The 24,633-nt window shown below is 55.8% G+C and carries 24 protein-coding genes; 10 read left to right on the top strand and 14 right to left on the bottom strand.

Annotation, left to right across the window (positions count from 1 at the left end; genetic code table 11):
- Both FHS72_RS18080 and FHS72_RS18075 read left to right on the top strand, forming a co-directional pair.
- A partial coding sequence (locus FHS72_RS18080; RefSeq protein WP_183531145.1) for a Hint domain-containing protein occupies positions 1-663 on the top strand: 663 nt, incomplete at its 5' end.
- A gap of 253 nt (positions 664-916) precedes the next feature.
- On the top strand, positions 917-1,657 hold the full coding sequence (locus FHS72_RS18075) for a Hint domain-containing protein (RefSeq protein WP_183531144.1): 741 nt from the start codon (positions 917-919) through the stop codon (positions 1,655-1,657).
- Here the strand turns inward: FHS72_RS18075 and FHS72_RS18070 are convergent.
- The 3 genes from FHS72_RS18070 to hemB form a co-directional block, all read right to left on the bottom strand.
- Complete coding sequence (locus FHS72_RS18070) at positions 1,654-2,247, bottom strand: nucleotidyltransferase family protein (RefSeq protein ID WP_183531143.1); 594 nt, start codon at positions 2,245-2,247, stop codon at positions 1,654-1,656. The two genes, FHS72_RS18075 and FHS72_RS18070, sit on opposite strands and share 4 nt — an antisense overlap.
- A gap of 9 nt (positions 2,248-2,256) precedes the next feature.
- The gene (locus FHS72_RS18065) at positions 2,257-2,814 is read right to left on the bottom strand and encodes a lipid-binding SYLF domain-containing protein (RefSeq protein ID WP_183531142.1); all 558 of its coding nucleotides are present in this window, start codon (positions 2,812-2,814) and stop codon (positions 2,257-2,259) included.
- A 190-nt stretch (positions 2,815-3,004) separates the two neighbouring features.
- Positions 3,005-4,003 (bottom strand): porphobilinogen synthase, encoded by a 999-nt coding sequence (hemB, locus tag FHS72_RS18060; protein ID WP_183531141.1) that lies wholly within the window; start codon positions 4,001-4,003, stop codon positions 3,005-3,007.
- A gap of 120 nt (positions 4,004-4,123) precedes the next feature.
- Here hemB and FHS72_RS18055 point away from each other — a divergent pair, with 120 nt between their 5' ends.
- Both FHS72_RS18055 and mfd read left to right on the top strand, forming a co-directional pair.
- Positions 4,124-4,645 (top strand): component of SufBCD complex, encoded by a 522-nt coding sequence (locus tag FHS72_RS18055; RefSeq protein WP_183531140.1) that lies wholly within the window; start codon positions 4,124-4,126, stop codon positions 4,643-4,645.
- 39 nt (positions 4,646-4,684) lie between these two features.
- Positions 4,685-8,137, top strand: a complete 3,453-nt coding sequence (mfd, locus tag FHS72_RS18050) for a transcription-repair coupling factor (protein ID WP_183531139.1) — start codon at positions 4,685-4,687, stop codon at positions 8,135-8,137.
- A gap of 90 nt (positions 8,138-8,227) precedes the next feature.
- Here mfd and FHS72_RS18045 read toward each other — a convergent pair whose 3' ends face one another.
- Positions 8,228-9,436 (bottom strand): multidrug effflux MFS transporter, encoded by a 1,209-nt coding sequence (locus FHS72_RS18045; protein ID WP_183531138.1) that lies wholly within the window; start codon positions 9,434-9,436, stop codon positions 8,228-8,230.
- A 294-nt stretch (positions 9,437-9,730) separates the two neighbouring features.
- Entirely contained in the window at positions 9,731-10,375 is a 645-nt protein-coding gene (locus tag FHS72_RS18040) for a DsbA family oxidoreductase (RefSeq protein WP_183531137.1), read from the bottom strand.
- A gap of 169 nt (positions 10,376-10,544) precedes the next feature.
- On the opposite strand from FHS72_RS18040, the gene FHS72_RS18035 reads away from it, so the two are divergent.
- The gene (locus FHS72_RS18035; protein WP_183531136.1) at positions 10,545-11,168 is read left to right on the top strand and encodes a helix-turn-helix domain-containing protein; all 624 of its coding nucleotides are present in this window, start codon (positions 10,545-10,547) and stop codon (positions 11,166-11,168) included.
- Here FHS72_RS18035 and FHS72_RS18590 read toward each other — a convergent pair.
- Both FHS72_RS18590 and FHS72_RS18030 read right to left on the bottom strand, forming a co-directional pair.
- The gene (locus tag FHS72_RS18590; protein WP_281378361.1) at positions 11,165-11,293 is read right to left on the bottom strand and encodes a hypothetical protein; all 129 of its coding nucleotides are present in this window, start codon (positions 11,291-11,293) and stop codon (positions 11,165-11,167) included. The two genes, FHS72_RS18035 and FHS72_RS18590, sit on opposite strands and share 4 nt — an antisense overlap.
- A 60-nt stretch (positions 11,294-11,353) precedes the next feature.
- Positions 11,354-13,171: an extracellular solute-binding protein gene (locus tag FHS72_RS18030; protein ID WP_183531135.1), complete on the bottom strand. Its 1,818-nt coding sequence runs from the start codon at positions 13,169-13,171 to the stop codon at positions 11,354-11,356.
- Between the two features lie 309 nt (positions 13,172-13,480).
- Between FHS72_RS18030 and FHS72_RS18025 the strand changes: the two genes are divergently transcribed.
- On the top strand, positions 13,481-14,254 hold the full coding sequence (locus tag FHS72_RS18025) for a 3-hydroxybutyrate dehydrogenase (protein WP_183531134.1): 774 nt from the start codon (positions 13,481-13,483) through the stop codon (positions 14,252-14,254).
- 22 nt (positions 14,255-14,276) lie between these two features.
- Positions 14,277-15,308 carry a patatin-like phospholipase family protein gene (locus tag FHS72_RS18020; protein ID WP_183531133.1) on the top strand — a complete coding sequence of 344 codons (1,032 nt, stop codon included), beginning with the start codon at positions 14,277-14,279 and terminating at the stop codon, positions 15,306-15,308.
- On the opposite strand, the gene FHS72_RS18015 is transcribed toward FHS72_RS18020, so the two are convergent.
- The 5 genes from FHS72_RS18015 to FHS72_RS17995 form a co-directional block, all read right to left on the bottom strand.
- Positions 15,301-15,903: a LysE family transporter gene (locus FHS72_RS18015; RefSeq protein ID WP_183531132.1), complete on the bottom strand. Its 603-nt coding sequence runs from the start codon at positions 15,901-15,903 to the stop codon at positions 15,301-15,303. The genes FHS72_RS18020 and FHS72_RS18015 overlap by 8 nt on opposite strands.
- Positions 15,900-16,625, bottom strand: coding sequence for a DUF502 domain-containing protein (locus FHS72_RS18010; RefSeq protein WP_183531131.1), 726 nt, complete (start codon positions 16,623-16,625; stop codon positions 15,900-15,902). The genes FHS72_RS18015 and FHS72_RS18010 overlap by 4 nt, the downstream gene beginning before the upstream one ends.
- An 83-nt stretch (positions 16,626-16,708) precedes the next feature.
- A complete protein-coding gene (locus FHS72_RS18005; RefSeq protein ID WP_183531130.1) occupies positions 16,709-17,617 on the bottom strand; it encodes a pseudouridine-5'-phosphate glycosidase in 909 nt (302 codons plus the stop codon).
- Positions 17,614-18,507: a PfkB family carbohydrate kinase gene (locus tag FHS72_RS18000; RefSeq protein ID WP_183531129.1), complete on the bottom strand. Its 894-nt coding sequence runs from the start codon at positions 18,505-18,507 to the stop codon at positions 17,614-17,616. Before FHS72_RS18000 ends, FHS72_RS18005 begins: the two co-directional genes overlap by 4 nt.
- 42 nt (positions 18,508-18,549) lie before the next feature.
- Positions 18,550-19,356 (bottom strand): DUF4198 domain-containing protein, encoded by an 807-nt coding sequence (locus tag FHS72_RS17995; RefSeq protein ID WP_183531128.1) that lies wholly within the window; start codon positions 19,354-19,356, stop codon positions 18,550-18,552.
- Here FHS72_RS17995 and FHS72_RS17990 point away from each other — a divergent pair.
- From FHS72_RS17990 to tsf, 3 genes are all read left to right on the top strand, one after another.
- Positions 19,349-20,695, top strand: a complete 1,347-nt coding sequence (locus FHS72_RS17990; protein ID WP_246414876.1) for a HupE/UreJ family protein — start codon at positions 19,349-19,351, stop codon at positions 20,693-20,695. The two genes, FHS72_RS17995 and FHS72_RS17990, sit on opposite strands and share 8 nt — an antisense overlap.
- 195 nt (positions 20,696-20,890) lie before the next feature.
- Positions 20,891-21,661, top strand: a complete 771-nt coding sequence (rpsB, locus tag FHS72_RS17985) for a 30S ribosomal protein S2 (RefSeq protein WP_183531126.1) — start codon at positions 20,891-20,893, stop codon at positions 21,659-21,661.
- A 79-nt stretch (positions 21,662-21,740) separates the two neighbouring features.
- Positions 21,741-22,613, top strand: coding sequence for a translation elongation factor Ts (tsf, locus tag FHS72_RS17980; RefSeq protein ID WP_183531125.1), 873 nt, complete (start codon positions 21,741-21,743; stop codon positions 22,611-22,613).
- 527 nt (positions 22,614-23,140) lie between these two features.
- Here tsf and FHS72_RS17975 read toward each other — a convergent pair.
- Positions 23,141-23,905 (bottom strand): LuxR family transcriptional regulator, encoded by a 765-nt coding sequence (locus FHS72_RS17975; protein WP_183531124.1) that lies wholly within the window; start codon positions 23,903-23,905, stop codon positions 23,141-23,143.
- A 1-nt stretch (position 23,906) separates the two neighbouring features.
- The gene (gene aroQ / locus FHS72_RS17970; RefSeq protein WP_183531123.1) at positions 23,907-24,350 is read right to left on the bottom strand and encodes a type II 3-dehydroquinate dehydratase; all 444 of its coding nucleotides are present in this window, start codon (positions 24,348-24,350) and stop codon (positions 23,907-23,909) included.
- Positions 24,351-24,633 lie beyond the last annotated feature (283 nt).

Raw genomic sequence — 24,633 nt, 5'->3', positions numbered from 1 at the left:
GATGGCGACCCTGAAGCGGGTACAGTGACGTTCACGGACGGGTCCACCATGACCTTCTCCGAGATCGAAAATGTCATCCCATGCTTCACACCGGGTACATTGATCGCGACACCAAAAGGCGAGCGTCTTGTTGAGGAACTGAAAGTCGGCGACCGGATCATCACCCGCGACAACGGCATTCAAGAAATCGCATGGATGGGCCACAAGCCGATGTCCGGCAAGCAGCTGATGCAAAACCCGCATCTGCAGCCTGTTCTGATCAAGCGCGGCGCATTGGGCCACGGTCTGCCAGAGCGTGACATGATGGTGTCTCCGAACCACCGCGTGCTTGTGTCTTCGGACAAAACGCAGCTGTACTTCGAGGAAAACGAAGTGCTGGCAGCAGCCAAGCACATGGTCGGCGCGGAAGGCATCCACACAGTCAACGTGATGCAGACGAGCTACATCCACTTCATGTTCGAGCGGCACGAAGTTGTGCTGTCCAACGGGGCATGGACGGAAAGCTTCCAACCGGGCGACTATTCCTTGAAGGGCATCGGCAACAGCCAACGGAACGAAATCTTCGACCTGTTCCCGGAACTGTCCACCAAATCCGGCCTCGCGGGCTACCAGTCAGCACGCAAAGCGCTCAAGAAACACGAAACCAACCTGCTGTTGAAATAAATCAACCGCAAGCGAATCACGATACCAACAGGGACAACCACAAGTGGTTGTCCCTGTTTCTGTTTTGGCGACAATCGCCGGTATTTTTGGTGCATTACTGCCCACTTTTCCGGTAATCGTTTCCCAAAATCGTTCAAATGCAACGAATTCGGCGCATTTGAGTAGCCTTACGCCCCAATCCCCGTTTATCCATAAGATACGTCACAAAATGGGGCTGACTGGCCGCGCGGCCGTGACGCGAAAGGGGAATATTATGGTTGACAGTAAAGGCAGATCGCAGTCCGACGTCGTTTGCGGCGCTGATTATGCCAGTTTTCACCTCGACACCGACCATGTTGCATTGCTGGACACCAACGGCGAGATCATGGGCAAAGTGCCACTGTCCGAAATCGAAGACGTCTTGGTCTGCTTCGCCAGCGGCACCAAAATCGCCACGCCAAAAGGCGAAGTCGCGGTTGAGACGCTGCGTGCTGGCGACAAGGTTTTTACCCGCGACAACGGCATTCAGGAAATCGCATGGACGGGCAGCCGGACATTGACCACGAAGGACCTGCTGGCAGCGCCCGACCTACAACCTGTACTTGTCCGCGCAGGGTCGCTTGGCTCGTCATTGCCGGAAAAAGATTTGCTACTGTCCCGCAACCACAGATTGTTGATGAGCGGACGCCGCGCGGCGCTACATTTTTCCGATACCGAAGTTTTCGCCGCAGCGAAATACATGACCGCCACCGACGGCATCGACGCAGTACAGATCAGCGGCGTCACATATGTGCACCTGATGTTCGCGCAGCACGAGGTCATTTTGTCAAACGGGACGTGGACCGAAAGCTTTCAACCCGCCGACCATGTCCTCAACGGAATCCATGCGACGCAACGGGCCGAGATTTTCGATCTGTTCCCAGACTTGGGACAGATGGAAGCGGCAGATCCCGGCTTTGGTAACGCGCGACGTGTTTTGAAACGTCATGAAGCTGCGATTTTAATCAAAGGTTAAGACCGACGCGCGGCACGCCACTGCGCCCACTCTTCGGGTGTATCCAGATCAAGCAACGCGCGGTTGCCCTGTAACGCGACCAGATGGGTCTGGGATCTGTGGGCCTTCAGAATTGGTGATCCGCCTGTGTCGCCGGACAATGTTTCGAATTCAGGACGCAAAGACGCATCAAACATAATCGGATGACCGGGTTTTCCGGCGGCAGTTGCACCGCGCCAGATCAAATTGTCAGGGTGATTTTTACGCGCATTCACAATGGCTTGCAGGTCCGTCGCCGTTATCTCTGCCAAATCAGCCAGTAAAACCATGAAGGACGGGCAGGGCGGTAGCGCATGAACCGCACGGCGCAATGTCACGCCCATTCCGTCCGCCGCATCAGACACGATGATCGCTTGGGCGTCGGTATTTTGCAAAAGGGCGGCGCGTGGATGATCGGCTGCGGGCAAGGCCACAAACACGTCACCTACACCGCCGGCCGCATCAATCTGACGGCGCAACAAGGCCACGCCGTCGATCTGTTCCAGCAGTTTATCAGTCCCGCGCATCCGCGATGATTGCCCTGCCGCTAGGATCAAAATGGGCAGGGTCATGGGCAAGCCTTACGGAATGATCCGCGTGTATTTTGTGCCTTCCAGCGTCGCACCAAGGCGCAGACCTGTCTGGCCAAACACAACCGCGATCACAGGCGACAACGACGTTGTTGTTTCAGCCCGTAGCGTTTCGCCTTGCGAGCTGAGCGCATATTCAAGGTCAGCACCTGCCGCCCAACCGGGGGCTTGGCGGAATTCGACCAAGGCTTCTTGCGTCATAAAAAACAACACATGGCTGTATTGTTGCGCACCGATTTGCAGACCAGCAGAGCCGGACGCAGAGGAATAGTAATCAACTGTAGATTGTCCCACGCGCAATGCGCCGCGACCAAATGATCCGCCAAGGCCCAGACCAACTTCGGTCACAAGCGGCATAATCAACTGGCCCGCAGACCGCTGTGCGAGATCACGGGTGCCGGGATAATTTTCATACATAAAAGCCAGCGTGCTATCGACGCGGGCGTCAATCGTGGCGGCACCGTTATTGCCGATCCCGTTGCCACAAGCCGCGAGTGTCGTGCCAGCCAAGGCCGCTAGGCCAAACTGCCGTCTGGAGAAATTGCTCATTTGTCGCCTCTATTCTTTTTGGTGGACCGTTATTCGGCCCTTGGGCGGAATTATACGGGGAAAATGGGTCTATGTCACCTGCAAGATATGTGTGTTTGCGGTGTTTGGCGGATGTCGGGTTTTGGGATCTTGCAGATCCCAAGCCTTCGGCGAGGATTTTGAAGAAGTCAAAGAAGCGGGATGTGGCGCTTTATCCGTTGAGAAGACGCGCGACTGCGGGCGCGAAATAGGTCAGCACGCCGTCGCAGCCTGCGCGTTTGAAGGCCATCATGCTTTCCATCATCACCTTGTCGCCGTCGATCCAGCCGTTTTGCGCCCCTGCTTGGATCATCGCGTATTCGCCGGATACTTGGTACGCGAATGTCGGGACGCCAAATTCGATTTTCACGCGGCGGCAAATGTCGAGATAGGGCATGCCCGGTTTCACCATGACCATGTCAGCGCCTTCAGCCAAGTCGCGCTGCACGAGGCGCATGGCCTCATCCGAATTGGCGGGGTTCATCTGGTAGGTGTTTTTGTCGCCTTTCAGGGCCGCCGACGCACCAACCGCATCGCGGAACGGCCCGTAGAAAGCCGAGGCATATTTGGCGGTGTAGCTTAGGATTGTCACGTCTTGGTGGCCATCGGATTCGAGTGCTGTGCGGATTGCCCCGATCCTGCCGTCCATCATGTCGGACGGCCCAAGGATATCAGCGCCCGCATCGGCCTGCGCCAGTGCCATTTTGACCAGCGCTTCAACGGTGCGGTCGTTCACAATCACACCGTCCTCCACGAAGCCGTCGTGACCGTTAATATTATAAGGGTCCAGCGCAATGTCGGTCATCACGGCGATTTCGGGGGCCGCATCTTTGATCGCGCGGATCGCTTGGTTGGTTAGATTATCGGGCGACCATGCTTCAGCGCAATCCTCTGTCCGACTTTCCATACCCGTGTAGGGAAACAGGCAAATCGCTGGAATGCCAAGGGCTTGCGCCTCTTTTGCAGCTTTTGCCACACGGTCCACGGTCCTGCGCACCACACCGGGCATCGACGCCACAGGCGTCTCGTCGTCGCGGCCTGCCATCACAAACACCGGCCAGATCAGATCATCCACAGTCACCGTATTTTCGCGCATCATCGCGCGTAAAGCAGGGGTTTGACGCATCCGGCGCAGACGCGCGGCGGGGAATGAAGGGACAATTGGGGTCATGATCGGGCCTTTCTGGTCACAGGTGCTTGGTTACATGGAATTCAGCGCTTCACAAGTCTGGGCATCCATGATCGTCGCCGCTAGTGTCCCCTAAAATAACACCACACGAGGCTGCCACCCGTGAATTGGACAGATGCCCTTTTCGACGTCATTGATATGCGTTCTTTCTCCAACCTTTGGTATTGGATTGGGATTGCTGTGCTTTGGTCATCCATCAGCCATTGGGTGCTTGGGGTGCCCTTTGACCTGATCCAACGCGCCCGCAAATATGGCGGCGAGGCCGAGGAAGATTTGATTGCAATTGTCCGCGTGAACGTAAACCGTTTGCTGGGGATCGCACGATCCGCAGGGCCTTGGGTGCTGATGTTTGTGTGCTTTGCCAATTCGGCATTGCTGGTGCTCGCGTTCTTCTATCGGATCGAATTCGCCCAAGCGTTGCTGTTCATTGTCTTCCCACTCAGCATCGTGGGGGCCGTCAGCCTGTCGAGCGCCCAGCACATCGAAACCAACGCCACCGATGCGCAGTCGCTTTACAAAATGTTGCTGCGCCACCGCTTGTGGACCCAAATCATCGGCATGGTGTCGATTTTTGTCACCTCAATGTACGGCATGTACCATAACTTGACGGTTCCTTTCTGGTAGGCCGTTGACACCCTAGCCTCGCGGGATAGATCAAGCCTCATGTCTAAATCCAATCATATCACCATCGCAGGTGCGCCCGAAGGCTACGACGCCGAACTGATCTTGCAAGAAATCGCCAAGTCGAGCGGGCCGGTTGTGCATATCGCCCGTGACGACAAACGGTTGGCCGCAATGCAGGCCGCGATCAATTTCTATGCGCCTGACATGCCAGTGTTTACGTTTCCGGCGTGGGATTGTTTGCCCTATGATCGGGTGTCACCGAACGCGGATATTTCTGCGGCACGGATGGCGACGCTTGCCGCACTCGTCCACGGCATGCCCGCCAAATTTGTGCTTCTCACGTCGCTGAACGCCGCCGCACAACGGGTGCCAGCGCGATCATTGCTGCGTGAAGCCGCGTTTAAGGCGCAAGTCGGCAGCAGGATCGACGAAAAAGGACTGCGGGCATTTTTGGTCCGCATGGGCTTTACTCAAGCACCAACGGTGATGGAGGCAGGCGATTACGCCGTGCGCGGTGGTATCATCGACATTTTCCCTCCCGGTCAATCCGGTCCGATCCGTCTGGATATGTTCGGCGATGTGCTCGACGGGGCGCGCCGCTTTGATCCGGCCAGCCAGCGGACTACTGAAAAGTTAACCGAGATTGAACTGGCCCCTGTGTCCGAAGTGATCTTGGACGAGGCCGCGATCACCCGTTTCCGCCAAAACTACCGCATCGAATTCGGGGCCGCTGGCACCGATGATCCGCTGTACGAGGCGGTGAGTGCGGGGCGCAAACACGCAGGGATCGAGCATTGGCTAGGCTTTTTCAACGACGACCTTGAGACGATTTTCGACTATACGGGCCGCGCCACCATCACGCTTGACGATCAGTTAACACCATCGCGGATTGCCCGCTGGGACAGCATCGTGGACCAATACGAGACGCGGATGCACGCGCTGTCGCAAAAGGGCCGGATGGATTCGGTCTATAAACCGGCGCCACCTGCGCTGCTGTACCTTGATGATGCAGCATGGTCTGCGGCGGTTGCTGATCGCCGGATGATCCAACTCGCGCCATTGCCGCAAGCCACAGGCATAGGTGTTATTGATGCTGGCGGGCGGATCGGGCGGAACTTCGCGCCCGAACGTCAAAGCGAAACCATCAATCTTTTCAGCGCCTTGGCAGATCATATTCGTGCACAATTGGATCACGGTCCGGTTGTCATTGCCAGCTATTCCGAAGGGGCACGTGAACGCCTGACAGGTCTGATCGAAGACGAAGGCATCGGCGAAGTCATTCCCGTGTCTGATCGGTCTCGCATCGGTAAATCCGGTGTGCATCTGGCGGTTTGGCCGCTGGATCACGGCTTTGTCACGCCGGATATGACGGTGATTTCCGAGCAAGACGTGCTGGGCGACCGCCTGATCCGCACAACAAAACGCAAACGCCGCGCCGAGAATTTCTTGTCAGAGGCAAACAGCCTCAACATCGGCGATTTGGTAGTGCATGTGGATCACGGTGTTGGCCGTTTCATGGGCATGGAAGTCATCACCGCCGCTGGTGCCGCGCACGAATGCCTGCTGATCGAATATGCAGAGAGTTCAAAGCTTTACCTGCCCGTCGAGAACATCGAACTGCTGTCGAAATATGGCCACGACGAAGGCATGTTGGACAAACTGGGCGGCGGGGCTTGGCAGGCGAAAAAGGCGAAACTCAAGGAACGTATTCGCCAGATTGCCGAACGTCTGATCCGTGTGGCAGCAGAGCGTGAATTGCGCACAGCGCCCGCGATGGACCCGCCAGAAACCCTTTGGGATCAATTCCTTGCGCGGTTTCCTTATGCGGAAACCGACGACCAACTGTCCGCGATTGAGGATGTGTTGCACGACCTCGCATCAGGCCGCCCGATGGATCGGCTGATCTGCGGCGACGTGGGCTTTGGCAAAACCGAGGTCGCCATTCGGGCCGCCTTTGTCGCGGCGATGTGCGGCGTGCAGGTGGCGATCATCGCGCCCACGACCTTGCTTGCGCGGCAACATTACCAAAGTTTCGCAGAACGGTTCCGTGGCTTCCCGATCAACGTCGCACCATTGTCGCGCTTTGTCTCGGCGGGCGACGCCACCAAAACCCGCGACGGCATCACCAAAGGCACGGTCGATATCGTGATCGGCACCCACGCGCTGCTCGCGAAATCCATCCGCTTCAAAAACCTGGGGCTGTTGGTCATCGACGAGGAACAGAAATTCGGCGTCCAGCACAAAGAACGGCTGAAACAACTGCGTACAGACGTGCATGTGCTTACATTAACTGCGACGCCTATCCCACGGACATTGCAGCTTTCTTTGTCCGGCGTGCGCGACCTGTCGATCATCGGAACACCACCCATCGACCGCCTTGCGATCCGCACCTATGTCTCGGAATTCGACACAATCACGATTCGCGAGGCGCTGCTGCGCGAACATTATCGCGGCGGGCAATCCTTTATGGTTGTGCCGCGCATCACCGACATGGCCGAAATGGAAGACTTCCTCAAACGCGAAGTCCCCGAGGTCAGCTATATCGCGGCCACAGGCCAGATGGCGGCGGGCGATCTCGACGACCGGATGAACGCGTTTTACGACGGCAAATACGACGTGCTGCTGGCCACAACCATCGTCGAATCCGGCCTCGATATCCCGACGGCGAACACAATGATCGTCTGGCGCTCTGACATGTTCGGCCTGTCGCAACTCTACCAAATCAGGGGCCGCGTTGGACGCTCGAAAACCCGCGCCTATGCCTATCTGACCACGCAACCACGACAAAAACTGACCGATACGGCGCAGAAACGTCTGCGCGTGCTGGGCTCGCTTGATAGTCTCGGGGCAGGGTTCACATTGGCCTCGCAAGACCTCGACATCCGTGGTGCTGGTAACCTGTTGGGCGAAGAGCAATCCGGCCAAATGCGCGAAGTCGGCTACGAGCTTTATCAACAAATGCTCGAAGATCAGATCAACGCGATCAAATCCGGTGCGGCCGAAGGTATCATCGACGACGGCGAATGGTCGCCACAAATTAACCTTGGCGTGCCTGTCCTGATCCCCGACGACTATGTGCCTGACCTCGACGTGCGCCTTGGCCTCTACCGCCGCCTGTCAGAGCTCACCACCAAAGTCGAACTCGAAGGTTTCGCCGCTGAATTGATCGACCGCTTCGGCAAACTGCCAAAAGAGGTGAACACCCTGATGCTCGTCGTGCGGATCAAAGCGATGTGTAAAAAAGCGGGCATCGGCAAACTCGACGCTGGCCCCAAAGGGGCGACGATCCAGTTCCACAACGACAAATTCGCATCACCAGAGGGCCTCGTGACCTTCATTCACGACCAAAAAGGCGCGGCCAAAGTAAAAGACAACAAAATCGTCGTGCAACGCGACTGGACCAAAGAGCGCGACAAGATCCAAGGCGCGTTCAGCATCGCCCGCGATCTGGCGCAAATTCTCGCGGACCATCGCAAAAAAGCAAAGTCCTAACCGCTTCTTTGACTTCTTCTAAATCCCGGGGGAGCCGAAGGCGGGGGCAGCGCCCCCATCAACGCATCATCAAACGCCGGTGCCGCGGATTTATTCCTCGCCCGGCCGCTTGATTTTTATGGTCAACCACAAGGCCACGCAGACCATCAACAACGCAGCGATGCCCATTGGCACGGGGGTCCCGTTGAACATCAACCCGGATGGCACCGCTAGCAGCACCGCACCAACGGTCGATACCGCCGCGATCACCGATGCGGCAACGCCCGCGATGTGCCCCATTTCTTCCATCGCAAGCGCGTTCAAGTTGCCGATCGTCAGGCCCGCTTGGAAAAAGTTGCCCGTGACCCAGATCACGTAGCTCGCAAATGTGATCCAATACGGCAAGTCCAGCGACACGATCAACAGCATCGCCAGTGTGACGCCGATTTGCGTCATATACATGCCGCGAATGATCGCACGCATGCCCAAGCGGCCCACGAGGCGCGCGTTCAGTAATGACCCGCTGGCCGCCACAACCGCGATACCCGCGAACCAAAAATGGAAACTGTCGCCCTGGCCAAAAGTCTGGTCGAACACTTGTTGTGTCGATGAAATCACCGTGAACAAAACGCCGAACGTCAGTGTCTGGATCAGGATCGACAGGCTGGCCGTGCGGTGCGCGAACATCTCTTTGGTCGCCGACACAATAGAGCCCAGGTTCATCGGCCGCTTGTTTTCAGGCGCGAGGGTTTCAGGCTGCCTCAAGTAAAGCCAAATTGCCGGAATCATTGCGAAAATGCCAAATGCTACAAAAATACCGCGCCAATCTGACCCCAGTATAATGTAGTGTCCGATTGTCGGTGCCACAGCAGGTGCCAGTGAGAAAACGACCATCACAAACGACATGATCCGCGCCATATCGCGCCCTGCATAAAGGTCGCGCGTCATGGCAATCGCCGTCACACGTGGCCCAGCAGCGCCCAAGCCCATGATGACACGCGCCGCCAAGATCAGCTCTAGCGAGCCTGCAATCCATGCCAAAAACGTGCCGACCAGATACAAAGCCACGCCACCGATCACGACTTTGCGGCGTCCAAATGCGTCTGACAGCGGGCCAGTCACAAACGTCCCTAAACCCATGCCAAAAACAAAGCTGGTCACGATTAACTGCGCATTGTTCGGGCTTTGGGGCGACAATTCGGACGCGATTTGAGGCAGTGCAGGCAGCATCGCGTCGATTGAGAATGCAGTGACCGCCATGATCATCGCGGTCAGCGCGATAAACTCGGCTTGGGGCAGGCGTTTTGTTGGTGCAGCCATAAGGGTGGGCCTTCTTAAAGTGGCGATAGGCGCGGCGCACCCAAACCAGTAATTTTCACAAAATACGGTGGTTAGGATGACAGTCCAGCGCCGAAAACAGAGCCGCGTGGGCACGTTAAGACACATCTAATCGTGGTCTGCCATGGTCAGAACCACGGAACGTCCCACCTGATCCTGTCACGCCGGACTTGCAAGAGAAAAGCACAGCAGATTATGCCACGGTCAGCGGCCATGCAGGACGCGCAGAACCCGCGTTAACCGCGCCCTCATCTAAAGGCGCGGGCCAGTCGTGTTCTAGTCAGCGTCGCCCATCTGGGCCTGAATGTCCTTAATCACCTGCACCCATGTTTCGGCAGGCTGTGCGCCCGGCACGGCATGCTGATTGGCCACGATGAAAGTCGGCACCGAATTCACGCCCATTTCACGCGAATGCGCGTCGCGTTTGCGGATGTCGTCGGTGTCGTTGTCTGAATTCAACAGTTTCTTGATCAAGGCCGCGTCCATTTCCGCCATATCCGCCACGTCGGCCAATACATCATGATCGCCGATATCACGGCCGTCGATGAAGTAGGCTTTGAACAGCAGATCAACCACAAAGGTCTGGCGTTCTTCAATGCCAGCCCAGTGGATCAGGCGGTGCGCGTCGATAGTGTTCGGCGTGACCTTCATCGCTTCAAAGTTGATGCCCAGACCAATTTTCTCGGACATCTCAACAATCGGGGCATAGGCGCGCACGGCGGCATCCTTGCCACCAAATTTGGTCTCTAGGTAATCTCTGCGCCCCATACCCCCCGCAGGCATGTCAGGGTTCAACTGAAACGGATGCCATTCGATCTGAAACGGATGATCGGGGAATTCCAGCAGCGCTTTGTCCAAGTTCGCCTTGCCGATATAGCACCAAGGGCAGATCGGATCGGAAATAATATCAAGTTTGACCATGTGAGGTCTCCCAGTCTTGCCGCAACGATCTGCGAATGAATGTGGTGTTGCACGTCGGACAGGCCGCCCGCGCCCCCACAATGGTGTGAGGCAATGCATGAACATAGTATTTTGCTATCTTTTGCACAGGCGAGTTGCAAGCCTGCGCCCGTTGCGGATAGAATTGCGCATGACTGATCTTGATCCCCGAAGCCTTATCAAAATTGCCCGTGACAACGGGGCGAATGACGAAGGCCAACCGCTCGACCTTGGTGCGCGTGTGCGTGAATTGCGCAAAGCCCGCGATTGGACGTTGGAACAGGCGGCGAACCAAGCGGGGCTTGCCCGTTCCACCTTGTCCAAGATCGAGAACGGTCAAATGTCGCCCACCTATGAGGCGTTGAAAAAGCTGGCTGTTGGGCTGGAAATTTCGGTGCCGCAGCTGTTCACGCCGCCATCAAAGGGCCAAGTGAACGGACGTATGGCGATGACCCGCGCGGGCGAAGGCACGCATCAGATCACCACGACGTATGAACATGATCTGCTGGCCGAAACGCTAACCAAAAAGGCGATGTTGCCGTACCGCGCCCAAATCCGTGCGCGGAGCATGGAAGAATTCGACGGCTGGGTGCGTCACGACGGCGAAGAGTTTTTGTACGTCCTCACAGGCGAGATCAAACTATTCACCGAATTCTACGAACCGGTGCAAATGAAACGTGGCGACAGCGCATATTACGATGCCGCCATGGGTCATAACGTCGTGTCAGTTAGCCCAGAAGACGCGACAATTCTGTGGGTTACGTCGCTAACTTAAAGCACCACATCAACGGCACCAAGGGCCAGCTGCCCTGTGCCGACAGCCACATTTCCAACGGCGCGGACAGGCGTGCAGGCAACCATAGCGGCCCCGATTATCGCGAATATGACTAATTTCTTCATCTTTACCTCTTAAATCACGCAGCTCGGCAGTTTGCCTGCCGAGCCTGTAATGCGCTAAATTTACTCTTCATACCACCAGACATCGGGCTGCCAACCGGGCCAATCGCCAAAGATCGGCAGATTTTCGGGGTAGTGCAGATTTTTGGAATGCGCGATCCGGCTGATGTTCCACTGATAGATCGGGATCACGTAGCGCCCCGCTGTAAGAGTGCGGTCTAACGCTTTGACTGCGGCCACAAAATCGTCTTGATCGTCAGAGGTCAGAAGGCGGTCAATCATCGCATCCACGGCTTCGGATTTGACGCCCATCATGTTGCGCCCACCAATCGTGTCGGCGTCGTCGATCCCGAAATAGCTGTATTGCTCGTTGCCGGGCGACAGTGACACGCCGGAACGGTAGTAGGTCATGTCAAAATCAAAGGCGTCGGTGCGTTCCTTGTACTGTGCGGAATCAGCCGTCGAGACAGTCGGCGTGATGCCGACCCGCGACAGGGTTTCAACGTACATGTCGATGATCGCTTGCGGCTCTGACGCGCCGACTTGCAGCAGGATTTCAAAGGTAAAGTCGTTGCCGTCCGCGTCCTTCAACGCACCTTCTTGCACGCTCCAGCCTGCAGCCTCGAATTGTTCCAACGCCTTGCCGATGTTCGCGCGATTGCGCACAGATCCGTCCGAGACGGGCAGGGTGTAGCCCTCAATCGTGCCCGGCACGAGATCGTCAGCAAAGGGTGCTAGGAACTCGGCGACACGGCCCGTCGCAAGGCCTGCCTCCATCGACAGTGGCGAGTTGGACCAAAAGGATGTGATCCGTGGTTGCGCCGATCCGGTCATGGACTCGTTGATGAATTCAAAGTTGAACGCATGGATCAACGCATCGCGCACGCGCCAGTCTTTGAACTGGTCGCGGCGGGTGTTCATCACGAATCCGGTCATGCCAGACGGGCGTTTGTGCGGCAAAACCGATTTCACAATGTCGCCGTCGGTCACAGCAGGGAAATTATACTGTCCTTCCCAGCGGGCCACGTTGAATTCGCGGTTGGTGTTCACTTCGCCGACCTTGAACGCCTCGAATGCTGCGGTTTCATCGCCGAAGAATTCCAGCCGCACTTCGTCGATATTATGCACGCCATTCATAAACGGCACAACATCGCGGCCCCAGTAATCAGGGTTCCGCTTGAGCGAGATAAAGCGGCCCGCGTCGAAATCATCAATCACGTAAGGCCCAGAAGTGATCGGCAGGATATCCACGCCGGATTCGGCGAAATCAACGCCGTCCCACTGCGCTTTTTGCAGGATGGGGCGCAAACCTGCGAGCAGCGCGAGTTCCTGATCTTCGGTATTGAACGTAAACTTAACCGACCGTTCGCCCGTTTGCTCGAGCGTCGCGATTTTCTCAAAGAACCCGTGGTAGCGCGGATGGCCAACCGTGCCGAGCGTCTCAAACGACCAGATCACGTCCTCGACTGTCACAGGTGTTCCATCGGAAAACTTTGCCTCTGGGCGCAGGACAAATTCGACCCATTCGCGATCCGGTCCGGTTTCAATCGTTTCGGCCAAAACACCGTACAGCGAGAACGGCTCGTCCAGCGATCTGCCCATCAGGCTTTCCCCGATCAGATAGCGCATCTGCCAATGCACCGACCCTTTGAGGATGTAGGGATTCAGGCTGTCGAATGATCCCACGTTCGCCGTCACGATTTTACCGCCAGTTGGTGCATCGGGGTTCGCGTAGGGCAGCGCCTCGAAATCCGCAGGCAGCGCCGGATCGCCGTACATCGCGATTCCATGTTGCGGCTCTGCGGTGGCGAATCCAGCGGCAAGAATCAGCGCAGCGGCTGAACTCGTGCGAACAAGCGGTTGGAATAACTCTGTTATCATTTTTGCGACAGTCCCTTGGGTCCCAATGTACGTTGATCCTTAAGGTAAACAGGGTTCCCGCGACTTACAAACTTTTCCCTTGGCCTAGGTCAAGTCATTGCTTATAAAGGGGTCACTGCTCGATAGGTTTCTTGCCTGTATGAAACCTGCCTCAATGACTTACGCCCGCCTTGTGCGGGCGTTTTTTTTGGCCAATCGTTTTGCAGATGTTTCACAAAGCCGTCATTGTACTGACCGCATGGAACGCACACGTGTATTTTGCAGTTGCAGCATGTATAAGCGACGCAAACACATATCTCAGGAGTTCATATGTCCCTTCAAGGTAAAACGGCTGTTATCACTGGTTCCAACTCTGGCATTGGCTTGGGCGTCGCCCGCGAATTGGCAAAACAGGGCGCGCATGTCGTGCTGAACTCTTTCACGGACCGCGATGAAGACCATGCGCTGGCCGCCGAAATAGCAGCGGAATTTGGCGTAGATGCCAAATACGTGGCCGCCGATATGTCCAAAGGCGAAGATTGCCGCCGCCTGATTAGCGAATCGGGCGCTTGCGATATCCTAATCAACAACGCCGGAATCCAGCACGTCGCCCCGATCCAAGACTTCCCAACGGCGAAATGGGACGCGATTATCGCGATCAACCTGACGTCGGCATTCCACACCACAGCCGCCGCGTTGGAAGGCATGCGCGAAAAAGGTTGGGGCAGGGTGATCAACATCGCCTCTGCGCACGGGCTGACCGCCTCGCCCTATAAATCCGCATATGTCGCGGCCAAGCACGGCATCGTCGGCATGACCAAGGTTGTGGCGCTGGAAACAGCACAGGAACCAATCACCGCTAACGCGATCTGTCCGGGCTACGTTTTGACGCCGCTGGTCGAATCCCAAATCCCCGAAACCATGAAAGAATACGACATGGATCGGGAAACGGTTATCAAAGAAGTCTTACTCAAACGTCAACCGTCCAAGGAATTTGCAACCACCGAGCAACTCGGCGGCACAGCGGCGTTCCTTTGCTCTGACGCGGCGGCCCAGATTACGGGCACCACGATCAGCGTCGATGGCGGCTGGACTGCACTTTAATTCACCCGAAAAGGGGCCTGCGATGAAGAAAATCAATCTGGCATTACAAGGCGGCGGCGCGCATGGCGCGTTTACGTGGGGCGTTTTGGACGCCATTCTGCAAGACGACGAGATCGAAATCGCAGGCATTTCAGGGACTTCGGCGGGCGCATTAAACGCGGCCGCCTTGAAAGCTGGCATGGTCACGGGTGGTCGCGAAGGCGCGCGCGAAAACCTGCGCTGGTTTTGGGAACAGGTGGGGGCCGTCACGGACGACCGCCTGACAGGCTGGATCAGCAGCATGACACCAAATGCAGCAAGCATGGCCAAAGCGATCGAAGCGTCGCCCGCCTATCAAATGTTCGACATGACCACGCGGCTGATGTCGCCGTATCTCTACGGTCCGATGTTGCAAAACCCGTTGGACAAACTCGTGCGCGATCTTCGTTTTGAGGATGTGTGCAGCAGCGACGGGCCAGAGATTAACATCTGCGCCACAAACGTGCGCACAGGCAAGATCCGCGTCTTCACAGGGGACGAGGTGTCACCAGAGGCGCTGATGGCCTCGGCGTGCCTGCCAAGCCTGTTCCAAGCCGTTGAATTCGTTGATCCAAAGACGGGCAAGATGGAAGCCTATTGGGACGGAGGCTATGTCGGCAACCCGGCACTTTTCCCGCTGTTCGAGCGGCATTTACCGGATGATATTATCGTCGTGAACATTAACCCTTTGGTGCGTCACGAACTGCCGATGAACTCGCAATCGATCCAGAACCGGATCAATGAGATCAGCTTTAACTCGTCGCTATTGCGCGAATTGCGGGCGATTGAATTTGTGCAAAGACTGCTTGAGAAACACACCTTGCCCGAAGGCAGCATGAAGAACGTGCTGGTGCATATGATTGCTGATGACGAGTTGATGAACGAGTTGAATGTCGCGACAAAAACCATTCCAGCGCCTGTGATCTTGGCGCGATTGTTCGAGGCGGGTCAGGCTGCGGCCTCCGTTTTCTTGAAAAATCACAAGACGGATTTGAACACACGCAGCACGATCAACTTGACGGAAATGTTCAGCTAAACAACAGCTTAAAAGCCAAAGCTAATATGACAACACCGATGATCACGTCCAATATACGCCACGCGCGGGACGATTGCATCATCGGTGCCAGCAGCCGTGCGCCGTAAGCGAGGCCAAAGAAAAACACGAATGACGCGGTCACTGCGCCGACACCAAAACCTACGCGATTTATGCCATCAAATTGGGTCGAAATCGCACCGATCAACCCCAATGTGTCGAGATACACATGCGGGTTCAGCCATGTGAAGGCGGCAGCGGTCGCGATTGTCGCGGTCAGCGTGCCGGACTTGCCTGCGACCTGCATTGCGTAATCGCCTTGATAGGCGGCCCAAAACCGCATCATACCGTAGCAGAACAGGAATGCAGCTCCCGCGATAGCCATGATCAGCGGCAAAGACGGGAACAGCGTTACCACCGCGCCAAAGCCCCAAACGCCCGCGACAATCAGCACCGCGTCCGACAAGGCGCAGAATAGCGCCAGCGGGAAAACATGTGTTTTCAGCAGCCCTTGGCGGAGCACAAAAGCGTTCTGCGCCCCAATCGCGAGGATCAGGGCAAAGCCCGTCGCGAACCCCGTGACAATCGCCCCGATCACGCGGCTGGCGGCAGGCTAGGATCAGCGGAATTAGGGTACACAAGCCCCGCGGAGATCACGAGTTTCGCAGCGTCCTCGACAGTCATGTCCAACTCTTTAATTTCAGAGCGTGGCAGGAACAACAGGAAGCCGGATGTGGGGTTTGGTGTGGTCGGCAGGAACACCGTCGCGATAGTCTCGCCGTCGGATGAAAGCTGGCTGCTTATTTCGGCTTTGGCGTCAATCGAGATGAACCCAATGGCCCAAACGCCCTTGCGCGGATATTCGACCAAACAGGCTTTTTCAAACGACGTATCCCGTTGAGAAAACACAGTTTCTGCGATTTGCTTAACGCCGTTATAGACCGAGCGGATGACAGGCATCCGTTCCACAAACCGCTCGCCAAAGCGGATCATCGAGCGGCCCATCAGCCCTTTGCCGATCCAGCCGACGAGGATGGTAAACACCAAAAAGATGACCACACCAACGCCGCGCACGTTCACCGTGATCGGCTGCTCTGGATTGCCGAAAAAGCGGTTCAGCAACGCCTCGGGATGGTACGCGTTCGGCACAAACGGCCAAACCCAACCATCGACCCAGCCGACGATTGTCCAGATGAAATAGAACGTCAGACCAATCGGCGCGATGATGATCAAGCCGGCCAGAAAATTGCCTCGTAGTCCCGCAAAAATACTGGATTTGCGCGGGTGTGGGGCGATCGGCGTGGGATGCTCGTTTTTCATGTTGGGTCCAGTTTGCTTATCCTTCGAGATAGGAACTCACGCGCCTTGTCACAAGCGCGTGAGGTTGCAAAAGTGAAAGTGAACTACCGTTTTGCGATTTCTACAGCGATTTCAGCGGCTAAGCGGGCGTTGTTACGCACAAGTGCTATGTTCGCGACCAGTGATTTGCCTTCTGTCAGCTCAAAAATCCGGCCCAGCAGGAACGGCGTGACCGCTTTGGCGCTGATGTTCTGCGCTTCGGCCTCGGACAAGGCTTGGGCGATCACGGGTGCTAGTTCTTCGGCTGGGATTTGCATGTCCTGCGGGATCGGGTTGCAGACTAATTGCCCGCCAGTCAGACCCATGCCGCCGCGCATGACGTGCGCTTTGGCGATGTCTGCGGCGGTATCCATGCGCAATGGCGTGGCCAGATCAGAGGTCGCGGACCAGAAGGCTGGCAGCACATCTTGGCCGTATGTGATGACCGGAACACCAAGGGTTTCAAGGACTTCGTAGGTTTTGTTAAGGTCAAGAATTGCCTTGGCACCAGCTGCAACAACCGTCACCGCCGTCAGGGACAGTTCTTGTAAATCGGCTGAGATATCAAAGCTTTCTTCAGCGCCCTTATGCACGCCGCCAATGCCGCCCGTCGCAAAGACCGAAATCCCAGCAAGCGCCGCACCGATCATTGTCGCAGCCACGGTTGTCGCCCCAGTGCCGCCCGTCGCGATGCAAGCGGCGATGTCAGCGCGGGACAGTTTGGCTACGTTTTCTGCCTGACCCAATGCGGTCAGTTGATCGTCCTCAAGACCCACGTGAAGCGTGCCGTTGATCACTGCAATTGTGGCCGGTACTGCGTTGTTATCACGGACATCTTGCTCAACAAGACGCGCTGTCTCGACGTTCTGCGGGTAGGGCATACCATGGGTGATAATCGTGCTTTCGAGAGCAACAATCGGGGTGCCATTGGCGCAAGCAGCTGAGACTTCGGCGCTGTAGGAAATAGGGATCATAGGGGTGTTTCTCCGGATACGTAGGTTGCGGCTGCATTCAGCGCGCGTGTCAATGCGTCGGTGCGGTCCATGCCTTGGGCCTCGGACGCGATGTGGGCTGCCATAAAGGTATCACCTGCGCCTGTCACGCGTGTAACCATGACGGCGGGCGGGGTGGCTTCGATCACGTCGCCAGCGGTGCCTTCGGCGGCAGATCCACCGCCATTTGTGACCAGCACACGGTGTGCACCACGCGTGCACAAGGCGTGCACAGCCTCGACAGAATGTGTGAAGGTGGTTTGGCAGAGCAAACCGGCTTCTTCAAGGTTCACATAAAGCGTGGCGGATGGATGTCCGAGCAGCGCCAAAAGACGGTTCGCCTTGCCCGGTGATGCGGGGGCGACGCGCAGGTCGGCGCGGGCAAACAGCGGCGATTTGGCGATCTGTTGCAGCAGTTCTTCGGTCAGGTTCCCGTCAAGTGCGACTGGCCCTTTAAACGGGGCCTCAGCACTGCCTAGCCGCCCGTTGTCCAAGGACCGCAGGATTTTCGCGCCAGCAGATTCGAGTGAATGCGCGTCGGCGATTGCCGCGATCAGACCGTTTGCCCCTTCGATCGCCATGTAGACGTCCGTCGGCAGGTCTTCGGACCGGTACACGTGATCGGTAATCATGCCCATGCGGTTTGCTTCGGCGATAAGTTCCTCGCCTTCGGGGTCTTGTCCGATAGCGGTCAAAAGCGCGGGCGTCAGCCCAAAGCGCGACAGGGTCATGGCGATGTTCATCGCCACGCCGCCGGGCAGCCGTGTGATACGGCCCGGCACGTCGCTACCAACCCGCATGTGGCTAGCAGCACGTCCGATCACGTCCCACAGGACCGACCCGATGCATAAGATATCTGGTTGTTCTTTCATGCCGCGACTATTGACCTAGCCCCGCCCAAAGGACAAGCCGGATCAGGGCGCCATAAACGTCATATTCGCCCAAAGCGTCTCGTAAACCGACCCTTGCGAGGCCACGGCTTCACCCGCAGGGCGCAGCACTACCGCGTCAAGTTGATAAGCCGTGCCGGATTGCATCGGGATTGTGGCGATGCCTTCGGCGTTGGTGCGGACGTATGTCACCTCAAGCGTGTCATCGGCGGCTTTAGCGAAGACTTCGATCTGCTCGTCGGCACGGACGTTCTCACCATAGAACAACTGCACTTGGAAACCGTCTGTCAGGTCGTCGGTGTAGGGATTGGTCAGCGCCACCAATTCGGTCTCTAGTCCAACACGCAGATCGGCACCTGCGCCGTCACCAACCGCAATCAAGGATTTGGAATACCGCACATAGGTTTCGGTAAAATCAGCGTCGGGTAGGCCGCGCGCGTCATGTTCGCTGCGCACATCGCCAAAGTCTTTGTGGTCGATAAAGGTCTGGAATTTCTCCCAGTTTTCATAGGTGATCGTCGCAGGCGTGCTTTGATAGGCCACAACGTTCAGCCCTGTGCGGTTGGCGGTCATGTTCAGCGCAGGCACGTCGCCATTGCGCCCCGTGACTTTGATCCCGTCACCATCCTGAAACACGATGAAATGCCGGAAGCGTCGGTCGATGTAGGGCAGGGTGTTTCCCTCAAAATCCTGTCCGTTTTTGATTTGCGCTTGCAATTGACCAGACTGCTCTACCTGATAGTCAAGCGGTTCTAACCACAGTTCGTGTGCCGATAGGGTCGTGGCTGTTGTGGTGAGCATTAATGTAGAGACGAGGGCAAACATGCGCATATCAAGATCCTTTAATCTGATGAACAAACTGGTTCATCTAGCTGCGGTGTCAACCGTGCTTGCGATGTGGCTGGCATCTGCATTGCCCGCCCGCGCCCACGAGGTGGTGCCCGCGATTGCTGATATGGAGCAAGTCGGCGACACGTTGGAATTCGACGTGCGGTTGAATATCGAGAGCTTTATCGCAGGCATTGATCTGACGGACACCGCTGATACCGACGCGACGCCACTCGCGGCTGACTACGACGCGCTGCGCGCGTTAGAGCCTGCCGCGTTGCAAGAACAGTTTGATGCGTTCTGGCCCGATATGGCGCAGCAGATCACTATTCTGGCTGATGGCACACAGATCACGCCGGACTTGGCCGCTGTGCAGTTTGGCGAAGTCGGCAATGTGGAAACCGTGCGCGAAACGCATCTGCAATTCACCGCCGACCTGCCTGCTGGCACCGAGATCGTGCAGGTCGGTTGGGCCACGGAATTCGGAACGCTTGCTCTGCGTCAACAAGGTGTAGATGCACCTTATGACGGCTACCTAGAAGCAGGCGATATGTCGGACCCGATTGCGCTGGTAGGCGGCAATGCGGCTGGCAGTTGGGAAACCTTCTGGAACTATATCCCAGTTGGGTTTGACCACATCGTGCCAAAAGGGCTGGATCACATCCTGTTTGTGTTGGGCTTGTTCTTCCTGTCGACCCGTATGCGTCCGCTGTTGACCCAAGTCACCTTGTTCACGCTGGCCCATACGATCACGCTGGCGGCTGCTGCATTGGGCTATGTGTCATTGCCGGGTAGCATTGTAGAGCCGCTGATCGCCGCGTCGATTGCTTATGTCGCGATTGAGAACATTTTTATGCAGCGACTTAGCCCGTGGCGGCCGATCGTGATCTTCGGGTTTGGGTTGCTGCATGGTTTGGGCTTTGCCTCTGTGCTGGCCGAATTTGGTCTGCCGCAAGCGTCATTCGTTCCGGCCTTGATCGGGTTTAATGTCGGCGTAGAAGTGGGCCAGCTGGCTGTGATCGCGGTGATGTTCTTGGCCGTATGGCAAGCAGTCCGTGTGGATCGTGGCGAAAACGAAGCGATGCAAGCCTATGCGGTTTATGGTGTGCTGAGTGCTGTGACGATTGCCTTGATGGTCTGGGATCCGGTTGGATTGTCCACTGTACTGGAAACGTCGCCAGTCGTGTTCCTAGGGCCAATGCTGATGATCTTCGTGCTCTGTGCGGCCGCAGTGAAGCTGCGTGACCAGATCGAAGCGTATCGCCGCATCGTCGCGATCCCTGCGTCCGTCTTTATCGCAGTGATCGGTGCATACTGGTTTATCGAACGGGTATTCCTGTAAGGGCGGTTTTTTTGACCCTTTGATATGAATTCCAGCGGCGCGGCACTTGCGCCGCTGGGCAAAGGCGGCTAATGGACGCTCACGAAATCCCCAGACGGGGCGGGTTGAATGGGGAGAAATCCCAAACAATCCACCGGTTGATGCATTCGCATTGATATCCCCGTCATAGGTTTGAAACCGGAAAAGGAATAAGACATGGCTCTTCCTGAGTTCACCATGCGTCAGCTGCTCGAAGCAGGCGTACACTTTGGCCACCAGACAGCGCGCTGGAACCCAAAGATGGGCCCATACATTTATGGCTCACGTAACGGCATCCACATCATGGACCTGACACAGACAGTTCCAATGCTTGACCAAGCGTTGAACGTGATCCGTGACACAGTCGCTAAAGGCGGCCGCGTTCTGTTCGTGGGTACAAAGCGCCAAGCTGCAAAGCCAATCGCTGATGCCGCTGAGCGTTGCGCACAGTTTTACATGAACCACCGCTGGTTGGGTGGCACGCTGACAAACTGGCAGACTGTTTCCCAGTCTATCAACCGTTTGAAAGCCATCGACGAAGCATCCGAGAACGGCTTTACTGGCTTGACCAAAAAAGAGCGTCTTGGCATGGAACGTGAGCAAGGCAAATTGCAAGCGTCTTTGGGCGGTATCCGCGAAATGGGCGGCGTTCCTGACCTGTTGTTCGTCATCGACGTGAACAAAGAATCCCTCGCAATCGCAGAAGCGAAAAAGCTGGGCATTCCTATCGTTGCAATCGTCGACACCAACTGTTCCCCAGCAGACATCGATTACTGCATCCCAGGCAACGACGATGCGGCACGCGCAATCGCGTTGTACACAGACCTCGCGTCCCGTGCAGCACTTGACGGCATGTCCGCTCAATTGGGCGCAGCCGGCGTTGATCTGGGTGCGATGGAAGAATTCGCTGAAGAAGTTGTTGCTGAAGAAGCTGCAGCCGCTCAATAAGCCGCGATCTTTCGTAAAATTGTAACCGGGCAGGGGTATACCCCGCCCGGACCCGAAATTCCTTTTGAGGAGAATTCCAATGGCAATCACTGCTGCTATGGTAAAAGAACTGCGTGAAAGCACTGGCGCTGGCATGATGGATGCCAAAAAAGCGCTGGTCGAAAACAACGGCGACATGGAAGCGTCCGTTGACTGGCTGCGTACCAAAGGTCTCGCAAAAGCTGCTAAGAAATCCGGCCGTACGGCTGCTGAAGGTCTGGTTGCTGTGGCTGTTTCCGGCAACAAAGGTGTTGCTGTTGAAGTGAACTCAGAAACTGACTTTGTTGGTAAAAACGCTGACTTCCAGAAAATGGTTGCTGGTATTGCTGCTGTTGCACTGGGCGTGAACACGACTGAAGAGCTGAAAGCAGCTGACATGAACGGCAAGTCCGTTGAGCAGACTGTAACAGACGCGGTTGCTGTGATCGGTGAAAACATGGGCGTTCGCCGCATGGAAGCGCTGACAGGCGACAACGTTGTGTCCTACGTGCACAACGCGGCTGCAACTGACATGGGCAACATTGGTGTTCTGGTTGCGATGTCTGGCGACAACGCGGCGTTTGGCCGTCAGGTTGCGATGCACATTGCTGCAACGAACCCAGCGGCACTGGACGAAGCATCTTTGGACTCAGCTGTTGTTGAGAAAGAAAAGCAAGTTCAGATGGACATCGCACGCGAGTCCGGCAAGCCTGAGCAAGTGATCGAGAAAATGATCGTTGGCCGTATGAAGAAATACATGGCTGAAGTCACACTCTTGAACCAGCAGTTCGTTGTGAACCCTGACGTGACAGTTGCAGAAGCTGCCAAAGAAGCTGGCGTTGAAATCACTGGCTACGTGCGTCTTGAAAAAGGCGAAGGCATCGAAGTCATCGCAGAAGATTTCGCTGCTGAAGTTGCAAAACTGAACGGCTAAAACCTACCACAGGTTTCAACATGATTAAGAGCGGCGCAGATGCAAATCTGTGCCGTTTTTTGTTGTCTTACTGCTGGGTGAAGTTGGACAGACCAATGCGGCACCAAGCACAGCACGGGCCACATCGTATTGAGTGTCTGGGGATTTGGGGCCGGGGGCTACGTCCTAAACGAAAAAGTGGCGATGACCAGAAATACGATCACCGCCATCAATCGTTAAAATACTGAACTACCGCGTCGGAAGAACGCGGTAAAAAATCACTAACCTTTGCGCATCCAATAATGGGACAGGACTATGCACACTCACGGGTTGTCGGAGTTTGGGGGCAAACCCCCAAAACCACCGACGTGTAAATCACTCTTTCCCCAAAATACCGGGGGGTATGACCCACAGTTCCCAGGCCTTAGGCCACCACTCACGGAACAATTTCATCATGCGCTTTACCGTTACGTAAAGAAAGTATGGGAAACCTGACCTTTTGGATAATTCTTTGGCTCAAAGGGATAATATTTCGCGATTCCCTTGGGTTAACTGTCCAAAACAAACATCTGATTGTAGAAAGCAGCCTTCAAAACAGCCTGTGCGGTTGTTTCAACATCAAGCGATTCCCGCGCAAGGCGAAGGTGCTTCTCTATTGTTGCAGCCGTCAGGCCCAAAAGCACCGCAATGTCCTGTGTCGTCTTGCCGTCACCAACCCATTGCAGCACTTCGCGTTGCCGCGATGTGAGCCTGCGAGAGCCGGAATAGGGTAGGGCGAGGATTTTCAGGTGCATGACATTGTTCAGCGCCATCAGCTCGTCGCCGTGCTCTGCCCAGATTTCATCGACCTCGTGCTGCGACATGCCAACGTCGCCGATCAACGCAATCGCACCTTTGCTGCGCTGGCTGACGGACCGGAAACTAACAGTGTAGCCCGTAGAAATGCCATAAGAGCGATTGAATTCAATGACTTCGCGTTCCTTGATGCTGACCATCTCAGAGCCGATCATTTCCTTCATCCAGCGCCAGCTACAGGCACCATCGTTTTTCAAAGCCCATCGAATCATCGGGCCATGAAAATAATGGCCGTCCTCAACAAACTTATCGACGTATTCGGAAGACATGTTGGTCAGCAGAACCCAGTCCTGCGGATCACCCAACGCAATCGCCGATGACGCCGAATAATACCGCGTGAATGCGTAAATCAGCCGCTTAAAGCCGTAAGCCGACATTTGTTTGGTGTGAACGTCCCAGAGTTCTTCGACAGTCTTTGCATTCGTCAGCTCGTACAATTTCGCAATTGTCTTGCTCATTTTATGATGTCCCTAGATAGCCCGTGAGTGCTTCGATCGCGAGCGGGTATCCCGCTGCGCCAAATCCGCAAATCTGTCCGACAGCCACCTTGGAAATATACGACAAATGCCGAAATTCCTCGCGTTGATGGATATTTGAGAGGTGAAGTTCAACCACTGGAATGCAGACGGATTTGATCGCATCCATCAGTGCAATAGACGTATGAGTATACGCGCCAGCGTTCAAAATGATCCCGTCATGCACGCCACGCGCGTCATGAATGGCATCAATCAAAACGCCTTCGTGGTTGGATTGCAGAAAGCTGACATCGATATCCAGACGCGACGCAGTGGCGCGGCACGCATCTTCGATATCTGTGAGCGTCGTTGATCCGTAAACTTCGGGTTGTCGTGTACCCAGCAGATTTAGGTTTGGCCCGTTTAGTATAAGTAGTGAGTGTCCCATGCCGTAAGCTAACAGTCTGGCTAGGTTTATCAAAATGATAATTGGCTCTTAGCTGCATCTGATTAACATTACGCAATCACAGGCAGAACAGATGTCCGCCGAAACCTCTGATTTTTAGGACATTTTCCCTGCGGGCTGTTCTGGCTGTATCTCGTTATATTACATAATACTGATTATACGATATTCGTATGTCGCCGCAAAGTTAGAATGTCCCACATCTGCAAAGTAGAAGTGTCACACTTCCCTGTTGAACAAGCAGGATTGGAGTGTGACCGTGGGATTG

This window comes from Yoonia ponticola (assembly GCF_014199395.1).
In the GTDB taxonomy this organism is placed as follows: Bacteria; Pseudomonadota; Alphaproteobacteria; order Rhodobacterales; family Rhodobacteraceae; genus Yoonia; species Yoonia ponticola.
The sequence above is the reverse complement of the archived record's forward strand: the minus strand, read 5'-3'. Positions and strand labels throughout refer to the sequence as shown.

Excerpts from the sequence above, each read along its gene's own strand:
- FHS72_RS18020 (WP_183531133.1), top strand. The coding sequence starts at position 14,277 with ATGAAGAAAATCAATCTGGCATTACAAGGCGGCGGCGCGCATGGCGCG.
- FHS72_RS18040 (WP_183531137.1), bottom strand. The coding sequence starts at position 10,375 with ATGGTCAAACTTGATATTATTTCCGATCCGATCTGCCCTTGGTGCTAT.
- FHS72_RS18045 (WP_183531138.1), bottom strand. The coding sequence starts at position 9,436 with ATGGCTGCACCAACAAAACGCCTGCCCCAAGCCGAGTTTATCGCGCTG.
- FHS72_RS18075 (WP_183531144.1), top strand. The coding sequence starts at position 917 with ATGGTTGACAGTAAAGGCAGATCGCAGTCCGACGTCGTTTGCGGCGCT.
- FHS72_RS18070 (WP_183531143.1), bottom strand. The coding sequence starts at position 2,247 with ATGACCCTGCCCATTTTGATCCTAGCGGCAGGGCAATCATCGCGGATG.
- FHS72_RS18030 (WP_183531135.1), bottom strand. The coding sequence starts at position 13,171 with ATGATAACAGAGTTATTCCAACCGCTTGTTCGCACGAGTTCAGCCGCT.
- aroQ (WP_183531123.1), bottom strand. The coding sequence starts at position 24,350 with ATGGGACACTCACTACTTATACTAAACGGGCCAAACCTAAATCTGCTG.
- FHS72_RS18065 (WP_183531142.1), bottom strand. The coding sequence starts at position 2,814 with ATGAGCAATTTCTCCAGACGGCAGTTTGGCCTAGCGGCCTTGGCTGGC.
- hemB (WP_183531141.1), bottom strand. The coding sequence starts at position 4,003 with ATGACCCCAATTGTCCCTTCATTCCCCGCCGCGCGTCTGCGCCGGATG.
- tsf (WP_183531125.1), top strand. The coding sequence starts at position 21,741 with ATGGCAATCACTGCTGCTATGGTAAAAGAACTGCGTGAAAGCACTGGC.
- FHS72_RS18010 (WP_183531131.1), bottom strand. The coding sequence starts at position 16,625 with ATGAAAAACGAGCATCCCACGCCGATCGCCCCACACCCGCGCAAATCC.
- FHS72_RS18000 (WP_183531129.1), bottom strand. The coding sequence starts at position 18,507 with ATGAAAGAACAACCAGATATCTTATGCATCGGGTCGGTCCTGTGGGAC.
- FHS72_RS17990 (WP_246414876.1), top strand. The coding sequence starts at position 19,349 with ATGCGCATATCAAGATCCTTTAATCTGATGAACAAACTGGTTCATCTA.
- FHS72_RS18025 (WP_183531134.1), top strand. The coding sequence starts at position 13,481 with ATGTCCCTTCAAGGTAAAACGGCTGTTATCACTGGTTCCAACTCTGGC.
- FHS72_RS18590 (WP_281378361.1), bottom strand. The coding sequence starts at position 11,293 with ATGAAGAAATTAGTCATATTCGCGATAATCGGGGCCGCTATGGTTGCC.
- mfd (WP_183531139.1), top strand. The coding sequence starts at position 4,685 with ATGTCTAAATCCAATCATATCACCATCGCAGGTGCGCCCGAAGGCTAC.
- FHS72_RS18035 (WP_183531136.1), top strand. The coding sequence starts at position 10,545 with ATGACTGATCTTGATCCCCGAAGCCTTATCAAAATTGCCCGTGACAAC.
- FHS72_RS17995 (WP_183531128.1), bottom strand. The coding sequence starts at position 19,356 with ATGCGCATGTTTGCCCTCGTCTCTACATTAATGCTCACCACAACAGCC.
- FHS72_RS17975 (WP_183531124.1), bottom strand. The coding sequence starts at position 23,905 with ATGAGCAAGACAATTGCGAAATTGTACGAGCTGACGAATGCAAAGACT.
- rpsB (WP_183531126.1), top strand. The coding sequence starts at position 20,891 with ATGGCTCTTCCTGAGTTCACCATGCGTCAGCTGCTCGAAGCAGGCGTA.
- FHS72_RS18005 (WP_183531130.1), bottom strand. The coding sequence starts at position 17,617 with ATGATCCCTATTTCCTACAGCGCCGAAGTCTCAGCTGCTTGCGCCAAT.